The sequence below is a fragment of the Actinomycetospora aeridis genome (genome assembly GCF_037400275.1).
In the GTDB taxonomy this organism is placed as follows: Bacteria; Actinomycetota; Actinomycetes; order Mycobacteriales; family Pseudonocardiaceae; genus Actinomycetospora; species Actinomycetospora aeridis.
Window position 1 is genome coordinate 23,078 of sequence record NZ_JBBEGL010000010.1, and the last position, 17,358, is coordinate 40,435.

Sequence of the window (17,358 nt, forward strand, 5' to 3'; positions counted from 1 at the left end):
GCAGAAATCAGTGCTCGAGCACTGTTTTCTGCTCACGTGCGCGCAGCGCACCTAGACCGGGCAGCCGCCCGCCCGGGCCACGGCCTGGTCGTCGAGGCGGAACATCGGCCCGGTGTCGGTCGGCTCGTCGTAGTACCGGTGGAACACCGGGGTGAGGCCGCCGGAGATCGGCGGGACGATCCAGCTCCAGTCCACCGGGCACTTCCGCCCCGCGGCCTCCTCCTTCTCCACGAAGCGCAGGAAGCGGCGGGACTCGCCGTGGTGGTCGGCGAGGGAGACGCCGGCCTCGTCGAACGAGTGCTGCACGGCCGCGGTGAGCTCGACCGCGGCGCGGTCGCGCCACAGCGTGCGGTCGCTCGAGGTGTCGAGGCCCATCGCCTCGGCGACCTCGGCGAGCATGTCGTAGCGATCCGCGTCGGCGAGGTTGCGGGCCGCGATCTCGGTGGCCATGTACCAGCCGTTGAACGGAGCCGCGGGGTAGGAGATCCCGCCGATGTCCAGGCGCATGTTGCTGATCACCGGCAGCGCGTGCCAGCGCAGGTCCAGGTCGGCGAACCAGGCGTGGTCGGGGTGGGTCAGCGGCACCTCGAGGACGGCGTCGGCCGGGATCTCGTGGACCTGCGGGCCGTCCTTGACGTGCTCGCCCCCGCCGCTGAGGACGAGCGGCAGGACGTCGAAGCGCCCCATCGGGCTCGGCGGCGTCCAGCCCAGGGTGCGGGCGGTGTCGGTGAAGCCCGCGGTGCGCGGGTCGCCGAGCACCCGCCCGCCGGCGCGGTAGCCGGCGTAGCGGATGAGCTGCTCGTTCCAGATCCGCGGTCCGCGCCCCGATGGGCCGTCCGGCGCGAACACCGTGATCGTCGAGCGGATGCGGCCTTTGCGCGTGGCCTCGCGCAGGTGCCCGACGCACTCGGCCGCGACCTCGTCGGGCTCGGTGACGTGCCGGCGGTCGCGCAGGTGCAGGCTGCGCCAGTAGAGGCGCCCGATGCAGCGTGCGGAGCTGCGCCACGCGACGCGAGCGCCGAACTCCAGCTCGGCGCCCGTGTGCACGTAGGTGCCGGTCCGGGCGATCTCCTCGCGGACCGCGGCGACGCGCGGCTCGACGGGACCCGCACCCGGGTTCTCGGTGTGGAAGAGCCGCACGAACTCTTCGGCCTCCGCCGGGTCGACGGCGACGTGGCGCGTCGGCGTGACGGGGGCGGGGCCAGGGGCACTCGCCGGGGGCGCCGTGCGGGCGGCCGGGACCCGCGGGAGCGCCCCGGACCCGGCGTCGACCGTGCCGGCGTCCGGCGGGGGCGCCACGTGCGGGGCAGCTGTGGCGCCGAACGGCCGAGCCGTCCCGGCTCCGTGTCCTCCCTCGGGAGGGCCGACGGGATGCGGCGGGGACGCGGGACGGGGGTGCGCCGTCGGCACGGGCGGTGCCGGGGTCCCGGTGCCGACGACCGCGGGCCGGGGTCGGACGTCCCGGGACTGCGGGGACGGGGACGTCGGGTCCCCGGTGTCGACGAGCTCGGTCGCCACGCCGCGCGTCATGCCACCTCCGTGTCTCGAGCCGTCCCCACGCGGCCGCCGGTCACTCTGCCGCCCCGGAACCCGGAACGGATCTCGCTGTTCGGATCAATCCCGCCGGAGAACGTCCGAACCGTGATGGGCTGTTCGGCGCAGCTGCAGGAGGGCCGTGGACGCGGTCGCGAGCGGGATGACCACGAACGAGGACGTCGCCGCGACGACCGCCACGCGGCGTGCCGTCGACGGCCCCGCGCGCGTGCCGATGCCCTGGGACGGCTCCACGCGGGATCACTGTAGAGGGTGCTCCGACCACGATTCGCACACACCGGCCCCTTCCGGAGACCCTCCCGGATCGCCGCAGCGCACGGGTCGTCCGACGCCGGTCGATCGCGTCTGGCACGCTGTCCGGTCGACAACGTGTGATGGCCTCGTATACAGCGCGTGACGTCGTCGGGGACGGCGCCTGCGGGGCCGGGAGGTGCACCGTGACGCGAGCCCCGGGGCCCGCGGGCCGCGAGCCGAACGGCACGGGTGGCCGGGACGCGTCCGGCCCGCCCGCCGACGAGCGCGCGACCACGGTCCTGCCCGTCGTCACCCCGCACGGACCCGTCCCCGCCGTCCCCGAGGTGCCGGCGATCGCCGACATCGCCGCGCCGGGTCGCCCGGACGTCGACGAGGTGGTGGCCGCCGGGTCCGGGTCGGGGGGCGGGCCGGACGGGCCGTCCCGCCGGCGCCCGCGCCCGTCGCGGCACATGCGGGCCCGGGCGGACGAGATGGCCCGGATGCTCTCCCGCGCGACGCCCGCGGCGCGCAGCCGTCGCGGCCTCTCGTCCCTGCCGGCGGCCGCGGCCGTCATGGCGGCGGTGGCCGTCGGCGGGGTCGGGATCGCGCTGGGGCTCGACGCCCAGCGCACCGGCGCCCAGATCGCCCTGCCGGACGCCCCGGCCATCCCGGCGGAGCAGACCCCCGTGCCGGAGACCGGCGAGGGGCCCGTCGACACGGTCCCGACCGTCGACACGGGCGTCGTCGAGGCCCTCGAGCCCGACGCCGGCACCCGGACCGCCGAGCCCTCCTCCGCGGCCGCGTCCGCGCGCCGGGCGCCGCAGCCGGCCGCCCCGCCGCGGGCCACGACGCCGACCTCACGTCCCCGCGCGACGGCGACGAGGTCCACCACGACCGAACGCCCGACGACGACGTCGTCGCGGACCCCGCGGTCGACGACTCCCGCGAGCCCCACCCCCCGGGCCGACGGGGCCGGCGGCGCGAACGGGGCGGGCAGCGGGGTGCCCGGCGGCGCCGCGGTCGGGAACCGTGGGCTCGGGGACCTCGACGAGGACACCGCGGAGACCTCGCCGTCACCCCTGGACGGCGGGGCCACCACCGCCGAGTAGCGCCCGCCCGGCGACAGGCCGCGCGCGGTCGCGGGCGGCCCGGTGATCGAACACGGGGAACGGTCGCTGTCCGACGACGGATGACGCGGCCGTTCGGCCCTGTCACCCGATGCGGGGGTCCTCAGGCCCCGCTCACCGGGCGTGGCCTTACGCTGACCGCACGGACACACGTCAGAGCGGTGGCGGGGGCGACCCGGAGTAGCGTTCGCAGGTCGAGGACAACCGCTAGGGTGGCGCGACGCCGGGGGAGACCAGTCATTCGGGACGAGGAGTCGACCAGACGTGACCGCAGCGAGGGACGACCGCTCCCTGGCCGGGGGACCGCTCGGCCGGTCCCGCCCGGCAGGCGCCGCCCACCCCGATCGTGAGGACGCCCGCACCGCCGATGCCTGGTACGGCAACCGCTCCGAGCTCGACGGCTACGAGACGTCGTCCGGGCCGCTCTCCCGCCCGGTCGACCCCGGACGTCCGGGAGGCCCCGACGAGTCCGACAGCTCGGTCTTCGACATCGCCGATGATCACCGTGACGGCCCGCACCGCTCGTCCGCGCCGTCCGCACCCGGGCACGACCGCACGGGTTCCTACCGCTCCGCGTCCGAGGGAAGCTCGATGACCTACCCGCCCGGGCCGCCGCACGGCCCGCCGTCCGGCACGCGGTCCCCCTACCCGGGCTCCGCCCCGGCGGCCGCGCCGCCGCCGCCCTTCAACGGCGGCCGGCACGCGGGCTCGTCGACGGGCTCCGGTCCGTTCGGCCCCATCCCGACGGCACCCCCGCCTCCCCCACCGCCGCAGCCGGAGCCGTCCACCATCACGGGCGGCTGGACGCCCGAGGGCGTCGGGCTCCCCGCGCCGCGGGAGGCGTCGTCGTCCAACGACGTCAACCAGATGGTGTCGTTGATCCGCTCCAGCTGGGCGGCGGTGGCGCACCGCAGCGACGAGCTCGGCAGCCTCTTCTACGGGTGGCTGTTCCGCATCGCGCCGGAGACGCGCGACCTGTTCCCGGTGACGATGGAGCTGCAGCGCACCCGGCTGCTGCGGGCTCTCGTCCACGTGGTGCAGATGGTCGACCGGCCCGACGAGCTCTCGGTCTTCCTGCGCCAGCTCGGGCGTGACCACCGCAAGTTCGGGGTCATCGGCGAGCACTACGACAAGGTGGGCGAGGCGCTCCTCGGCGCCATCCGCGAGACCGCGGGCCCGGGCGTGTGGACGCGCGAGCTCGAGGAGGCCTGGACCGGCGCGTACGAGCTCGTCGCGCAGATCATGCGCGAGGCCGCCGACGCCGAGCGCGGCCCGGCGGTCTGGATGGGCCGCGTCATGGAGCACCGCCGGATCTCCCAGGACCTCGCGGTGGTCCGGGTGCAGACCAGCCAGCCCGTGCCCTACGTCGCCGGGCAGTACGTCAGCGTCGAGACCCCGCAGCGTCCGCGCATGTGGCGCTCGATGTCGCCGGCGAACGCGCCCGGCCCGGACTGCGTGCTCGAGTTCCACGTCCGCACCGTGCCGGGCGGCTGGGTCAGCCGGGCGATCGTGTCGCACGCCCGTGTCGGCGACGTGTGGCGCATCGGCCCGCCCATGGGTCAGATGACGCTCGACCCGCGCTCGCGCTCCGACCTGCTCATGGTCGCCGGCGGCACCGGCCTCGCGCCGGCCCGCTCGATCATCGAGCAGCTGATCGTCGAGGGCACCGACCGCAAGGTGGCGCTGTTCGTCGGCGGCCGGACGTGGGCGGACCTCTACGACATCGAGGCCCTCCGGCGCAGCGCGCAGGAGAACCCCTGGCTGTCGGTCATCCCGGTGGTCGAGGACGACGGCCGCCAGCACGGGGCCGAGACGGGCACGGTCGGCGAGGTCGTCGCGCGCTACGGCGCCTGGGCGGACCGGGAGATCACCGTCAGCGGCTCCCCGCCGATGGTGCGGGCGACGGTGAACGCCCTGCTCGACGCGGGCACGCCGTTCCTCAACATCCACTACGACCCGTACCACACGGACTGAGGCGCGGACCGGCTGCTCGCAGCGAACGGGTATCTCGCTGCTTCTAGGCGTCCGAAACTCCCCGTTGATCACACACGAAGGCGCCGCTCACGAGTCGTGAGCGGCGCCTTCGTCGTGCGGGATCAGGCGGTGGCGGCCTGGCGCGGCGTCATCTCGACCGAGAGCTCCGGCGGCTTGGCCAGCGTCTGGAAGACGACGCAGTACCGCTCGGTGAGCTTGTGCAGGGTGGCGAGGGTGTCGGCGTCGGCGTCGGTGTCCAGGTCGAAGCGCAGCCGGACCTCGCGGAACCCGACCGGCGCGTCCTTGGCGACACCCAGGGTGCCGCGGAAGTCGAGGTCGCCCTCGGCGTGCACGTTGCCGCCGCGGATCTCGACGCCCATCGACGTCGACACGGCCCGCAGGGTGACGCCCGCGCAGGCGACGAGGGCCTCGAGGAGCATGTCGCCCGAGCACAGCTGGGTGCCGTCACCCCCGGTCGCGGGGTGCAGGCCGGCCTCGACGAGCGCCTGCGAGGTCTGCACCCGGCACGCGATGCCGGAACCGTCGACGTCGCCGTCGGCCTTCAGCGTGACGACGGCCGACTCGGGGTCCTCCTTGTACTGCGACTTGAGCGGGCCCTGGGTCTCGGCGAGCTTCGACTTGTCCATACCCCTGATCCTCCCCCGGACGTGGCGCTGCGTCACCCGGTCGTCACGGGCGTGCGGACCCGTCGGGGTCGGCAGGCCGCGACCGCGACCGCGCCGAGCAGCGAGAACCCGATCAGCAGCGGCAGCGCGTCGTTCCACCCCGCGACGAGACCCGCCGGTCCACCGCCGAGCGAGGGGCGGGTCGCGACCACGGCGATGACGGTCGTGCCGATCGCCGAACCGACGTAGCGCGCGGTGTTGTTGGCGCCGCCGCCCATCGCGCCGCGTCCCGGCGGCACGCTCGCCACCGCCTCGCGGCCCAGCGCCGAGTTGACGATCCCGCTCGCGGCGCCGGCGATCACGAGGGCGGGCACCAGCGAGAGCGGACCGTCGTCCGGCGCGAGCCCGAGGAGCAGCAGCTGCCCGCACGCGACGACCAGCAGCCCGCCGGCGAGCAGCAGCCGCCCGGACCACGCGGCGGGCAGGCGCCGGGCGAGCAGCGCCGTCACCACGCTCGTGCCCGACCACGCGAGCAGCAGGAGCGCACCGACCAGTGCGGTGCTGCCCAGGCCGCGCTCGACGACGGTGGGCAGGAACGACGTCGTCGAGATGATCCCCATGCCGGTGGCGAGCGCCCCCACCGTCGCGGCGACGAACGCGGGCGAGCCGAACAGCGCCATGTCGAGCATCGGGGCGGCGCGCCGGCGCTCGAGGACGACGAACAGGGCGAGGAGCAGGACGCCGGCGGCCAGCAGCGCGAGCACGCCGGGCCGGGTGAAGCCGGCGCGTCCCTCGACGAGGCCGGCGAGCAGGGCGGCGAGCCCGGCGGCGAGCACCAGGACGCCGGGCAGGTCGATCGGCCGCGGCTCGGCGGCGCGGGACTCGGGCACGAGGCGGTGGGTGACGACCGCGAGCACGACGGCGCCGGCCGCGGCCGCCCAGTAGGCGCCGGTCCAGCCGACGACGCGGTCGAGGCCCGAGGAGAGAAAGGGCCCGGCGGCGATGCCGGCGCCGAGGCTCGCGCCCCAGACGCTGCTGGCGGTCCGGGCCTCCGGGGTGCCGGCCGGGAACGCGTGGCCGAGCAACCCCTGGCTGCACGCGACCAGCGCCGCCGCGCCGAGCCCCTGCAGGATGCGGGCGACCACCAGCACGAGGGCGTTGGGGGCGAGGGCGCTGAGCACGGACGCCGCCGCCAGGACCGCCGCGCCGAGCACGAGGACCCGGCGGCGCCCGAGGTCGTCGCCCAGCGCGCCGACCGAGAGCAGCGCGACGCCGAGCCCGATGCTCATCGAGCTGAGGATCCAGGCCTGGGCCTCGGGGCCGGCGCCGAGCGCGGTCGCCGTCGAGGGCAGCGTCGCCAGCGGTGTCGTGAAGACCACGAGCGCGAGGAACGTGGCGGTGCCGGCGACGGCGAGGGTGGCGCGGGGCGAGCTCACGCGGCGGACGGTAGCAGGTTCGGTTCGTTCATTGAACCGAACTGCTAGGCTGGTCACCGTGCCGCTGGGGCAGAGCTACGACCGTCAGGACTGTGCGCTCGCGCGCGCCCTCGAGGTCGTCGGCGAGCGCTGGACGATGCTCGTGCTGCGCGACTGCTTCTTCGGCGTCCGCCGCTTCGCCGACCTGCGCGCCCACCTCGACATCCCCCGCGCGGTGCTGTCCGACCGGCTGGCGACGCTCGTCGACGCCGGTGTCCTCGCACGGCGTCCCTACACGACCGGCCGCGACGAGTACGTCCTCACCGACGCCGGGCTCGAGCTGTGGCCCGCGCTGTACTCGCTGCTGTGGTGGGGCGAGCGGCACCACGCGGGGGCGGGTGGGCGGCGGCGCCGGTTCCGCCACGCCGACTGCCCGGCGGGCGGGGCCGACCTCGCCGCCGGCGCCGTGTGCCCGGCGTGCGGGACGTCGCCCGGGCCGGCCGCGCTGGAGACGCGGGTGACCGACCCCGACGCGACCGACCGCCCCCGGCGCGACGACGCCGTCAGCGTCGCCCTGCGCCGTCCCCACCGGCTGCTCACGCCGCTGCCCTGAACGGCCCATGTGAGCGAACTTCGGTGCTATGGCACCGAAGTTCGCTCACATGTCACCAGGCGCCCACCGGCCGCCGGATGGCGACGTTGGCGTGGTTGAACAGGTTCGTCAGGGCGATCTGGGCGACGAGCCCGGCCAGCGCGGTCTCGTCGAAGTGCCGCGCCGCCTCGGCCCAGACCTCGTCGGACACGGCCTCGGGGCGGTCGCTGATCCGCGTCGCCGCCTCCGCCAGCCCGAGCGCGGCCCGCTCGGCGTCGGTGAAGCCCGGGGCCTCGCGCCACACGACGAGCATGGCGAGCCGGTCCTCGGACTCGCCGTTCTTGCGCATCGTCTTCGTGCCCGAGTCCACGCAGAACGTGCACCCGTTGATCTGGCTGACCCGCAGGTGCACGAGCTCGCGGATGCCGTCCGACAGGCCGGTGGCCCGGATGGTGCCGATCATCGATCCGACGGCCTCGCCGAAGCCGGGCAGCGCGCGGGTGAAGTGCTCGAGTCGTCCGGCCATGACAATCTCCTCGTCCGTGGTCACATCGACCGGTCCGCGCCGGTCTATGGGAGAGACCCCCGAGGACGCAGGGATGTGACCGATGGACGAGAACGATCTGGCCACCGACTTCGAGACGCACCGCCCGCACCTCCGCGCCGTGACGCTGCGGCTGCTGGGTAGCCCGGCCGAGGCCGACGACGCCGTGCAGGAGACCTGGCTGCGCCTGTCGCGCACCGACAGCTCCGAGATCGACAACCTGCGCGCCTGGCTGACCACCGTCGCGAGCCGCGTCGCCCTGTCGATGCTGCGCAGCCGCGGCACCCGCGCGGAGTCCCCGATCGACGACGCTCCGGACGCCCCTGACCCCGAGCCGGACCCGGAGGCGCGGGCGGCCCAGGCGGACGCCCTCGGGGGTGCGCTGCTCGTCGTGCTCGAGCGCCTCGACCCCGCGGAGCGCCTGGCCTTCGTGCTGCACGACATGTTCGGGGTGCCGTTCGACGAGATCGCGACGGTCGTCGAGCGCAGCCCCGCCGCCGCGCGACAGCTCGCGAGCCGGGCGCGCCGGCGCGTCCGGGGCGGCTCGGCCGAGGCGGAGGCCGACCCGGCCCGGCGGCGCGAGGTCGTCGAGGCCTTCCTCACCGCCGCGCGCGAGGGCGACTTCGCCGGCCTGCTCAGCGTCCTCGACCCCGACGTGGAGCTGCGCGCCGACCGCGTCGCCGTGGCCGCCGCCGAGGCCTACCGCGACCGCGGAGCCCCCGACGTCACCGAGCAGATGCAGGGTGCCGAGGCCGTCGCCCGCGTCTTCTGCGGCCGCGCCCGTGCTGCCCAGCCCGCGCTGCTCGACGGCGCGCTGGGCGCCGCCTACGCCCCGGGCGGGCGCGTCTTCTCGGCGTTCGACCTCGTCGTCGTCGACGGCCGGATCGTCGCGATCGACATGATCGCCGACCCCGACGTGATCGCGGAGCTCGACGTCGAGCTGCGGTGATCGTGGGGGCTTTCCTGACCCTATCGGCGTGCTGTGTTGGATTGTCAGCGTGGCCGCCAGGCTGACACACGGCGTGTGTCAGATCAGGCCCATCTTCGAGGCGGCGTAGACGGCCTCGGCGCGGCGGGTGACGTCGAGCTTGCGCATGAGGTTGCCGACGTGGAACTTCACCGTCGTCTCGGAGATGAAGAGCTCGCGGCCGATGGTGCGGTTCGACATCCCGCGCGCGAGGAGGCGCAGCACGTCGAGCTCGCGGCCGGTCAGCGGGTCGCCGTGGGGCTGCTGGCCGTTGAGGGAGCGCACGACGGCCGCGGCGGAGCGGGAGTCGAACGCCGACTCGCCGCGCGAGACCGCGCGGATCGCCGAGGTCAGCTCGGTGGTGTCGACGTCCTTGACGACGTAGCCGCGCGCGCCGGCGTGGACGGCCTCGACCACGAGGCGGTCGTCGAGGAACGTCGTCAGCACGAGCACGCCCACCCCGGGGTGCGCCTGGGTGAGCTGGCGGCACAGGTGCAGGCCCTCGGAGTCGGAGCTCGTGGAGAGCTTGAGGTCGAGCAGCACGATCGACGGGCGCTGGTGGGCGACGACGGCGAGCGCCTCGGCGGCGCTGGACGCCTCGCCGACGATGGCGAACTGCGGCTCGCGCTCGAGCACCGAGCGCAGGCCCTGCCGGACGATGGCGTGGTCGTCGACCAGGACGATGCGCACCTCCCCGCGCTTGGCGGTGGTGCGTGCGGGCACGCGGATCTCGGTCATGACGTGCTCCTGGCTTCCGATGCGATCTCTGTGTTCTCGGCGGGCGCCGCGCGGCCGGGGCAGGCCGCCAGCGGCACGCCGACCTCGACCCGGATCCCGCCCTGGGGTGCGCGGCGGATGCGCAGCGTGCCGCCGATCTCCCGGGCGCGGTCGGCCATGTTGACCAGGCCGCGGTGGGAGCCGTCGAGGTCGCCGGCGGCGGCGACGCGCAGCGACCGGCGCACGTGCTCGGGGTCGCCGGTGCCGTCGTCGGAGACGGACAGGACGAGGCGGTCCTTGCGGTAGGCGAGGCGGACGACGGCGACGCTCGCCTCGGCGTGCACGGCGGCGTTGAAGAGCGCCTCGCCCGCGACCCGGAACAGCGAGCGCTCGGCCGCCGACGACAGCGCCACGGGGCGACCCTCGATGCGCACCTGGACCCGCAGGTCCGAGGGCATGTGCACCGTCGAGAGCTCCTCGAGCATCGCGGGCAGGCTCTGCGGGCCGCGGTCGCCGGAGTGGTTGAGCGCGTAGATCGCGCTGCGCAGCTGCTCCACCGCGCGGCGGGTGAGCTCCTTGGCGGTCTCGAGGCGTCCGCGCTGGCGTTCGTCGCGGATCTCCGAGCGCACGACCTCGATCTGCATGCCGGCCGAGAGCGCGTACTGGGTCACCGAGTCGTGCAGCTCGCGGGCGATCCGGTGGCGCTCGGAGTCGAGCACCTCGCGCTGGCGGGCGACGGTGAGGGCGTCGCGGGTGCGCTGCAGCTGGTCGTTGCGCGCCGCGAGGTCCTCGGCGTGGCGGCTGGCCTCGCCGTAGAGCCGCATCGTGCGCTGGTGCAGCGCGGAGTTCTGCAGCGCGGCCGCGGTCTGGCCGGCGAGGACGCGCAGCACGGAGGCGTCGGTGGCGTCGATGGCCCGCTCGGCGCCCGTCCACGCGACGATCTCGCCGACGACGTCGCCGTCGAGGTGCACGGGCACGTGCAGGTGGTGGGGATCGTGCTCGACGTCCGCGCTGTTGGTCGCGGCCCCGCCGTCCTCGTGGTGGTGGCCCCGTCCGGAGCGCACGGCCCGCAGGTGGGCGACGACCCACGGCGGCAGCTCCGGGTCCGCGGCGTCGACCTCGTCGCCGGCCGGGCCCAGCACGAGGTGGCGCGGCGCGGCCTCCGGCAGCGCGCCGTCGGCCAGCGCGAACACCACCCAGTGGGCGGTGAGGTGGTCGGCGGCGGCCTCGGCGACGGAGCGGACGAGCGTGCCCGGGCCCTCGGTGGTGCGCACCAGCGCCCGGGAGATCCGGTCGAGGGCGTGGATCACGCGTCGCAGCCGCTCGGCCGACGCGAGGTACTCGATGTAGAAGGACGGCTTGCCCGACCGGATGCCGGTGAGCTGGTCGAGATCGTGGAGGTCGGTCTCGGTCCGGCTGCTCATGGGGCGCTCCCGGGGAGCACTACAGGGCCGTCCGGAACAGCGCCTCGATGTCGGCCTGGTCGGCCTCGCGCGGGTTGGTCGACAGGCACGCGTCGGCGAGGGTCATCGTCGACAGCACCGGCACGTCGGCCTCCGTGACGCCGATCTCGCCGAGGCCCTTGGGCACACCGAGCTCGTCGGCGATGCGCCGGACCTCCTCCGCGGCCCACTCCGCGGCCTCGGCGGCGCCCGCCGTCGAGTCGGGCGCGATCCGCCCGGGCAGCCCGAGTGCCTGGGCGATCGGCACGAACCGGTGCGGGTCGGGCTCGGCGTTGAAGCGGATGACGTGCGGGAGCAGCACCCCGTTGATGACGCCGTGCGGCAGGTCGAGCAGACCGCCGACCTGGTGACTCATGGCGTGCGCCGCACCGAGGATCGCGTTGGTGAACGCGAGCCCCGCCTCGAGCGCCGCCTGCGCCATGCACGTGCGCGCGGCCTCCTCGGACGGGTGGTCCATCGTGCGCTCGAGGTGCTCGCCGACGAGCGCGATGGCCTGCAGCGCGTGGTGGTCGGTGAGCGGGTTGTGGGCGCGCGAGACGTAGGCCTCGATGCCGTGGGTGAGCGCGTCGAGCCCGGTGGCCGCGTTGAGCCAGTCCGGCATCGTGGTGAGCAGGTGCGGGTCGACGATCGACATGTCCGGCACCAGCGCCCGACCCAGGATCGTGATCTTGGTGTTGCGGGCCGTGTCGGTGACGATGCAGAACTGCGAGACGTCCGCCCCCGTGCCCGAGGTGGACGGCACCATGACCATCGGCGGGATGGGCAGGGCCATCCGGTCGACGCCCTCGTAGTCGGTGATGCGCCCGCCGTTGCCGGCGAGCAGCGCGATGCCCTTGGCCGCGTCGATCACCGAGCCGCCGCCGAGCGCCACGATGACGTCGCAGCCCTGCTCGCGGTAGACGACGTGGCCCGCGGCGATCTCGTGGTCCTTCGGGTTCGGCGTCACGCCGTCCCAGACCGTGGCACGCAGGCCGGCCTCGGCCAGGTGCGCGCACAGCTGGGTGGGCCAGCCGGCGGCGCACAGCCCGGGGTCGGTGACGAGCATGGGCCGGCGGGCGCCCAGGCGGACGGCCGCATGGGCCGCCTCGGACAGCGAGCCGGGTCCGAACAGGATCTCCGGGACGTGGAACTTCGCGAGGCGGGGGGTCCCCGTGCGCGACCGCGTGCTCGCCCGTCCGGGCGGTGTCCGCGGAGCGGCGACGGCCCCGTCGCCCACCGGCTCCGGCGAGCGACGATGGGCGATGACCGACTCCCCCGCGCGGGTCACGCTGTCGACGAGGACCACGCTGCCCCCTCTCTGCCGACCGGCCGAATGGCCGACCCGCACGACGATGTAGCCCACGTTACAGAGGGACAGCGGGCGACGGCAGGGTGACGACGAGGTTGTCCCCCACCGTTCCGTCGTGCCCGATCAGCGCAGGTCGCGACGCGGATCACACCGCTGCGGCGGCGCTCGCCGCCACCGGGCGGTCGACGAGGAAGGCCTCCTCGCCCCACCAGCGCCGGAACGTCGCGAGACCCACGCCATCGACCAGACGGCGGGTCTGGCTGTCCTGCGCGAGCATGGCCTCGATCTTCCGGTCGAGCTGTGCGCCCTCCAGCCGCAGGTGCAGGCCGGGGTCGACGTCGTCGGCCGGGTCGTCCATGAAGACGCCGAACGCCTCGTTCACCGCGGCGAAGCGCCGGGTGAAGCCGGGCGCGAGCACGGCGCGCAGGAGCTCGACCTGCGGCGCCACCCGGTGGCGAGCCCGCGTGGTCCAGCGCCCGACCGCGCGGTGGTCGTCGTGGCCGGTCACGCCGTCCGGGCCGAACGTCACGATCGTGTCCGGGCGGACCTCCTCGATGACCGTCGCGATCGCCCGCGCGGCCAGGGGCTCCGCGGCGTGGGCGCAGGAACCGTCGCCGTAGCCGAGGAAGCGGTGCTCGTCGACGCCCAGCACGGCGAGCGCGGCCTCGAGCTCGCGCTCACGCAGCCGGCCGAGGCGCCCGGGCGGCCAGCGCCCCGGGTCGTCGGTGCCGTGCTCGCCGCGGGTCGCCGTCACGAGCACCACGCGGTCACCGCGCTCGCGTGCCGCGAGGATCAGGCCGGAGGACAGGAAGGTCTCGTCGTCGGGGTGGGCCCAGACGCCGAGCAGGGTGCGGGTCACGACAGCACCTCCCACGCGACGGCGACCACGACGGCGGCCAGGACGGGCAGGGCGGGGTTGCGGAAGCGCCAGGCGACGAGCCCGGCGACGGCGAGCGCCAGGTGGGTGGGGCCCGGCGCGACCAGCGCGCCCGGCCCGGCGTGCCCGGCGAGCGCGGTGGCGACGAGGCCGGCCAGCGCGGCCGGCGCGAGGTGCGGCAGGCCGCGGCGCAGCACCGCGGGCAGCCGGTGCGCGGGGACGAGGGTGATCAGCACGATCCGCAGCCCGTAGGTCGCGACGGCCGAGGCGAGGAGGGTCACGACGGGCTCCGGTCGGTGAGGGTCGCGGCGACCACGCCGGCGGCGATGCCGCACAGCAGGCCGAGGCCGGTGGGCAGGGACGAGGCGAGGGCCGCGACGACGGCCGCGGTCACGGCCCCGACCCGGGCGGGGCGGGTGCGCAGCTGGGGGACGAGCATCGCCAGGAACATCGCGGGGGCGGCGACGTCGAGCGCCGAGGACGTCGGCAGCACGGGCGCCAGCAGGGCGCCGGCCGCGGTCAGCGCGGTCCACGCCACACCGAGGCCCACCCCCGCGGTCGTCCAGTAGCGACGGAACGTGACGGGATCGTCGAGCTCGGCGCCGGACAGCTCGCGACGGCGGGTGACCATCGCGTACACCGGGTCGACGACGAAGTGCGGGGCGATCCAGCGGAACCACCGCGGCTGGCCGCGGAAGTGGGGCTCGAGCGCCGCGGCGTAGAGCAGGAACCGCACGTTGACCAGGCTCACCCCGGCGAGCACGGCACCGAGACCGGCGCCGCCGGCCATCAGGGTGAGCGCGGTGAGCTGCCCGCTGCCGCCGTAGAGCAGCGGGGCGCCGAGGATCCCGGTGCCGGCCCCGACGCCCGAGCGGACGGCGGTGACGCCGATGAGCAGCGCGAACGGCGTGAGCCCGAGGACGACCGGCGCCAGGTCGCGCACGGCCGTCCGGACCTCTCCTCCGCGGAGGGTGTGACGCACGGTGATGGACATGGGAGGACCATGCCGCCGGGAGCCGTCGCCGGACATCGGTGCCCGCTCCCCATGTTGCCCTGCGTGACCACCTAGGCCCCGCGTCCGCGGCTGCCCACGCCTCGCCGGCGGGGACCGGTGAGGACCGGTGAGGACCGGTGAGGACCGGTGACGACGCTCGCCGTCCCGAGGCGAGCTCGGGGCGAACGGCACGTCCCGCAGGTCCGCGAGCCGCGGGCCTACGTGTGCTGGGCGACCCGGCGGTCGGGCACGAGGCCGAGGTCCCGCGCGGCCGCCGCGGCCTCGCGGCGGGTGGGCACGTCGAGCTTGGCGAGGATCGCCGAGACGTGGTGGTCGGCGGTCTTCTCGGAGATGAACAGGCGCGTGGCGATCCCCGCGTTGGTCAGTCCCTCGGTGAGCAGCCGCAGCACGTCGACCTGGCGGGCGGTCAGGCCCGCCGGGTTGGTGCGGGTCGTGCTGCGGGGCCGGGCGGGCACGCCGGTGACGCCGCGGGCACGCAGGTCGCGGCGCACCTTCGCCGCGACGGCGTCCGCCCCGAGGCGGTCGAGCAGCTCCAGCGCGGCGAACGCGTCGGCGGGCTCACCGGTGTCGACGAGGGCGAGGGCCTCCTCGTAGGGCGCGCCGAGCTCCGCGCAGGCCCGCGCGGCGCCGGCGGCGTCGCCTTCGAGCAGCAGCCGGCCCGGGCCGGCGGGCGGCAGGACGGGCGGACCGACGGGACGCCCGAGCCGGCGCAGCCACACCGCGAGCTCCGCGGCGGACCACTCGGTGCCGGGCCGCGATCCCATCTCCGCGAGGAGCTCAGCCGCGCCGGCCAGGCGGGGGTCCGCCGTGCCGGTGACCCAGGACCGCTCGGCCAGCGCCGACGCGGCGGGGAGCACCCGCAACGGCTCGCCGAAGCGCACCGCGATGTCCCAGCCCCGCTCGAGGTGCGCGTCGGCCTCGTCGCCGCCACGGCGCAGCGCGACGAGCCCGAGCACCAGGGACGGCCAGGTGTGGGTCAGCATCGACCCGCTGTCGGTGAGCACCCCGCGGGCGTCCTGCGCGGCCTCGTCCCAGGCGCCGCGCACCACCTGCAGGCGGGCGCGCACCCCGCGCTGCCAGTGCTCGCAGATCGGGTACTCCCACTGCACGGTCAGCGGCAGGCTGCGGTCGAGCACCTTCTCGGCGGCGTCGAGGCGCCGCTGCTCGACGTCGAGGTTGGCCAGCTGGGTCCAGCAGGTGGAGTGCTCGACCTTGACGTCGTCGCCGACCGCCTCGAGGGCGTCGAGCAACCGGGTCCGCGCCGACGCGTCGCCCGTCATCATCCCGGCCACGGTGTCCACCACCATCAGCCGCACCGGGAGGGCCTCGTCCCCGGCCCCGGCCGCCACCGTGCGGGCGCGTTCGTGCAGCTCGCGGGCCCTCGTCAGGTCGTTGTCCTGGATCGCCAGGAACCCCTGCACCGCCAGCGCGTGGCCGAGGAGCCCGGCCGCGGGGCTGCCCGGCAGGGCGCGGGGCTCGAGCACCTCGACCGCGGTCGCCGCGTGCGCCACGGCGAGGTCGCGGTTGCCGTGGTACCACTCGAACGAGGCCAGCGACCGGTGCCCGGCGCCGACGCCGTCGAGGTCGCCGTCGGCCCGGCGCCAGTCGATCGCGCGGTGGCACGCCTCGATGGCCTCGCCCAGCCGGTTGGTGAGGAAGAGCTCGTGCGCGAGCAGCTCGGCGAGCCCGGCCCGCGCGCCGAGCGCGTCGCGCGGCGCGTGGGCCAGCGCGGTCGCGAAGAAGCGGGCCGCCTCGGTGTGCGCCCCCGCCGTCGCGGCGACGCGTCCCGCGCGCGCCGCGTACCGGAACGCGCTCCCGTCGTCACCCGCGGCGAGCGCGTGGTGGGCGACGACGGCCGGGTCCGGGTCCGGGAGCGTCTCGAGGGCCGCGAGCATGCGCCGGTGCAGGGCGACCTCGCCGCCGGGCGGGATCGCGCCCGCCACCGCGAGCCGGCAGATGTCGTGGCGGTAGGTGACGCCCCGGCGGTCGCGCCCGATGAGCCCCGCGGTGTCGAGGGTCCGCAGCGGACCCATCCCCACCCCGAGCGCGGGGAAGAGCGTGTCCGGGACCGGTCCCGGGGCGCAGGCCAACAGGTCGGCGAGGTCGCGGGCGTCCGCGTCGAGGCCCGCGGTGCGAGCGAGGACCGCGTCGCGCACCGACACCGGCAGGTCCGCGAGGTCCCCGGCGTCGCCGAAGACGGCGCCCTGGCTGACCACCTCGGTGACGAAGAAGGAGTTCCCGCGCGTGAGCCGGTGCAGGTGGGCCGGGTCGATGGCGCGCCCGCCGACCAGCGCGGTGACGGCCGCGACCGACAGCGGGCCGAGCTCGAGGCGGGTGGCCGCCGGGGTGCGCGCGACGTCGCCGAGCAGGGCCCGCAGCGCCGGCTGCGGATCGGGCTCGTCGGCCCGGTAGGTCGCGAGCACCAGCGAGCGCGTCCCGGCGACGCGGCGCAGCAGGAAGCGCAGCAGGTCGATGGTCGCCTCGTCGGCCCACTGCAGGTCGTCGACGACGAGCAGCAGGGAGCGCGCGCCGAGCACGTCGAGCAGGGCGCGGTGGATCTCGTGCGGCGGGGCGCTGTCGTGCAGCAGGCGGGCCACCGGGTCGCCGAGGTCGGCGGCGACGTCGTGCAACGGGCCCAGCGGGCGCGGCACCCCGAGCGGATCGCAGACGCCCCACAGCACCTGCCCGTCGGGACCGCCACGGGGGTCGGTGGCGAAGCGACGGGCGAGCGAGGTCTTGCCGATGCCCGACTCGCCCGCGAGCAGCACGACCGAGCCCGTCCCGGAGCGCGCCTCCTGCCAGGCCCGCGCGAGGAGGCGTTGCTCGTCCTCGCGCTCGAGCAGGTCCACCCCAGTGACGGTACGTGATCGACTCCCCCCGGGAAATGTCCCGAACGGCCCAGTCCGGCACGCAGAACCTAGGGAGGACCTCCCGATGCCCGGCGCGCTCGGTGAGCGGACCGTTC

The 17,358-nt window shown here is 75.7% G+C and carries 16 protein-coding genes; 4 read left to right on the forward strand and 12 right to left on the reverse strand.

What is annotated here, in order from left to right:
• Window positions 1–51: 51 nt before the first annotated feature.
• The gene (locus WCD41_RS26680) at window positions 52–1,299 is read right to left on the reverse strand and encodes a nitric oxide synthase oxygenase (protein ID WP_337718272.1); all 1,248 of its coding nucleotides are present in this window, start codon (window positions 1,297–1,299) and stop codon (window positions 52–54) included.
• Window positions 1,300–1,614: 315 nt separating this feature from the next.
• Window positions 1,615–1,788 carry a hypothetical protein gene (locus WCD41_RS26685; protein ID WP_337718274.1) on the reverse strand — a complete coding sequence of 58 codons (174 nt, stop codon included), beginning with the start codon at window positions 1,786–1,788 and terminating at the stop codon, window positions 1,615–1,617.
• 203 nt (window positions 1,789–1,991) lie between these two features.
• On the opposite strand from WCD41_RS26685, the gene WCD41_RS26690 reads away from it, so the two are divergent.
• Together WCD41_RS26690 and WCD41_RS26695 are read left to right on the forward strand one after the other, a co-directional pair.
• Window positions 1,992–2,897, forward strand: a complete 906-nt coding sequence (locus tag WCD41_RS26690) for a hypothetical protein (RefSeq protein ID WP_337718275.1) — start codon at window positions 1,992–1,994, stop codon at window positions 2,895–2,897.
• 282 nt (window positions 2,898–3,179) lie between these two features.
• Window positions 3,180–4,889 (forward strand): FAD-binding oxidoreductase, encoded by a 1,710-nt coding sequence (locus WCD41_RS26695; RefSeq protein WP_337718277.1) that lies wholly within the window; start codon window positions 3,180–3,182, stop codon window positions 4,887–4,889.
• Between the two features lie 122 nt (window positions 4,890–5,011).
• Here WCD41_RS26695 and WCD41_RS26700 read toward each other — a convergent pair whose 3' ends face one another.
• Together WCD41_RS26700 and WCD41_RS26705 are read right to left on the reverse strand one after the other, a co-directional pair.
• Window positions 5,012–5,536 (reverse strand): OsmC family protein, encoded by a 525-nt coding sequence (locus WCD41_RS26700; RefSeq protein ID WP_133825776.1) that lies wholly within the window; start codon window positions 5,534–5,536, stop codon window positions 5,012–5,014.
• Between the two features lie 32 nt (window positions 5,537–5,568).
• The gene (locus tag WCD41_RS26705) at window positions 5,569–6,951 is read right to left on the reverse strand and encodes an MFS transporter (RefSeq protein WP_337718281.1); all 1,383 of its coding nucleotides are present in this window, start codon (window positions 6,949–6,951) and stop codon (window positions 5,569–5,571) included.
• Between the two features lie 58 nt (window positions 6,952–7,009).
• Here WCD41_RS26705 and WCD41_RS26710 point away from each other — a divergent pair, with 58 nt between their 5' ends.
• Window positions 7,010–7,543: a winged helix-turn-helix transcriptional regulator gene (locus tag WCD41_RS26710; RefSeq protein ID WP_337718283.1), complete on the forward strand. Its 534-nt coding sequence runs from the start codon at window positions 7,010–7,012 to the stop codon at window positions 7,541–7,543.
• Between the two features lie 52 nt (window positions 7,544–7,595).
• Here the strand turns inward: WCD41_RS26710 and WCD41_RS26715 are convergent, their stop codons facing one another.
• The gene (locus WCD41_RS26715; RefSeq protein WP_337718285.1) at window positions 7,596–8,048 is read right to left on the reverse strand and encodes a carboxymuconolactone decarboxylase family protein; all 453 of its coding nucleotides are present in this window, start codon (window positions 8,046–8,048) and stop codon (window positions 7,596–7,598) included.
• Window positions 8,049–8,130: 82 nt separating this feature from the next.
• Between WCD41_RS26715 and WCD41_RS26720 the strand changes: the two genes are divergently transcribed.
• Complete coding sequence (locus tag WCD41_RS26720) at window positions 8,131–9,015, forward strand: sigma-70 family RNA polymerase sigma factor (RefSeq protein ID WP_337718286.1); 885 nt, start codon at window positions 8,131–8,133, stop codon at window positions 9,013–9,015.
• A gap of 78 nt (window positions 9,016–9,093) precedes the next feature.
• On the opposite strand, the gene WCD41_RS26725 is transcribed toward WCD41_RS26720, so the two are convergent.
• From WCD41_RS26725 to WCD41_RS26755, 7 genes are all read right to left on the reverse strand, one after another.
• Complete coding sequence (locus WCD41_RS26725) at window positions 9,094–9,771, reverse strand: MadR family response regulator transcription factor (RefSeq protein ID WP_337718287.1); 678 nt, start codon at window positions 9,769–9,771, stop codon at window positions 9,094–9,096.
• Window positions 9,768–11,174 carry a MadS family sensor histidine kinase gene (locus tag WCD41_RS26730; RefSeq protein ID WP_337718288.1) on the reverse strand — a complete coding sequence of 469 codons (1,407 nt, stop codon included), beginning with the start codon at window positions 11,172–11,174 and terminating at the stop codon, window positions 9,768–9,770. Before WCD41_RS26730 ends, WCD41_RS26725 begins: the two co-directional genes overlap by 4 nt.
• Before the next feature lie 19 nt (window positions 11,175–11,193).
• Entirely contained in the window at window positions 11,194–12,498 is a 1,305-nt protein-coding gene (locus WCD41_RS26735; protein ID WP_337718289.1) for an iron-containing alcohol dehydrogenase, read from the reverse strand.
• A gap of 148 nt (window positions 12,499–12,646) precedes the next feature.
• On the reverse strand, window positions 12,647–13,360 hold the full coding sequence (locus WCD41_RS26740) for a PIG-L deacetylase family protein (protein WP_337718290.1): 714 nt from the start codon (window positions 13,358–13,360) through the stop codon (window positions 12,647–12,649).
• The gene (locus tag WCD41_RS26745) at window positions 13,357–13,659 is read right to left on the reverse strand and encodes an AzlD domain-containing protein (protein ID WP_337718291.1); all 303 of its coding nucleotides are present in this window, start codon (window positions 13,657–13,659) and stop codon (window positions 13,357–13,359) included. The genes WCD41_RS26740 and WCD41_RS26745 overlap by 4 nt, the downstream gene beginning before the upstream one ends.
• Entirely contained in the window at window positions 13,656–14,372 is a 717-nt protein-coding gene (locus tag WCD41_RS26750) for an AzlC family ABC transporter permease (protein ID WP_337718292.1), read from the reverse strand. The genes WCD41_RS26745 and WCD41_RS26750 overlap by 4 nt, the downstream gene beginning before the upstream one ends.
• 218 nt (window positions 14,373–14,590) lie before the next feature.
• Window positions 14,591–17,242: an AAA family ATPase gene (locus WCD41_RS26755; protein WP_337718293.1), complete on the reverse strand. Its 2,652-nt coding sequence runs from the start codon at window positions 17,240–17,242 to the stop codon at window positions 14,591–14,593.
• Window positions 17,243–17,358: the final 116 nt, after the last annotated feature.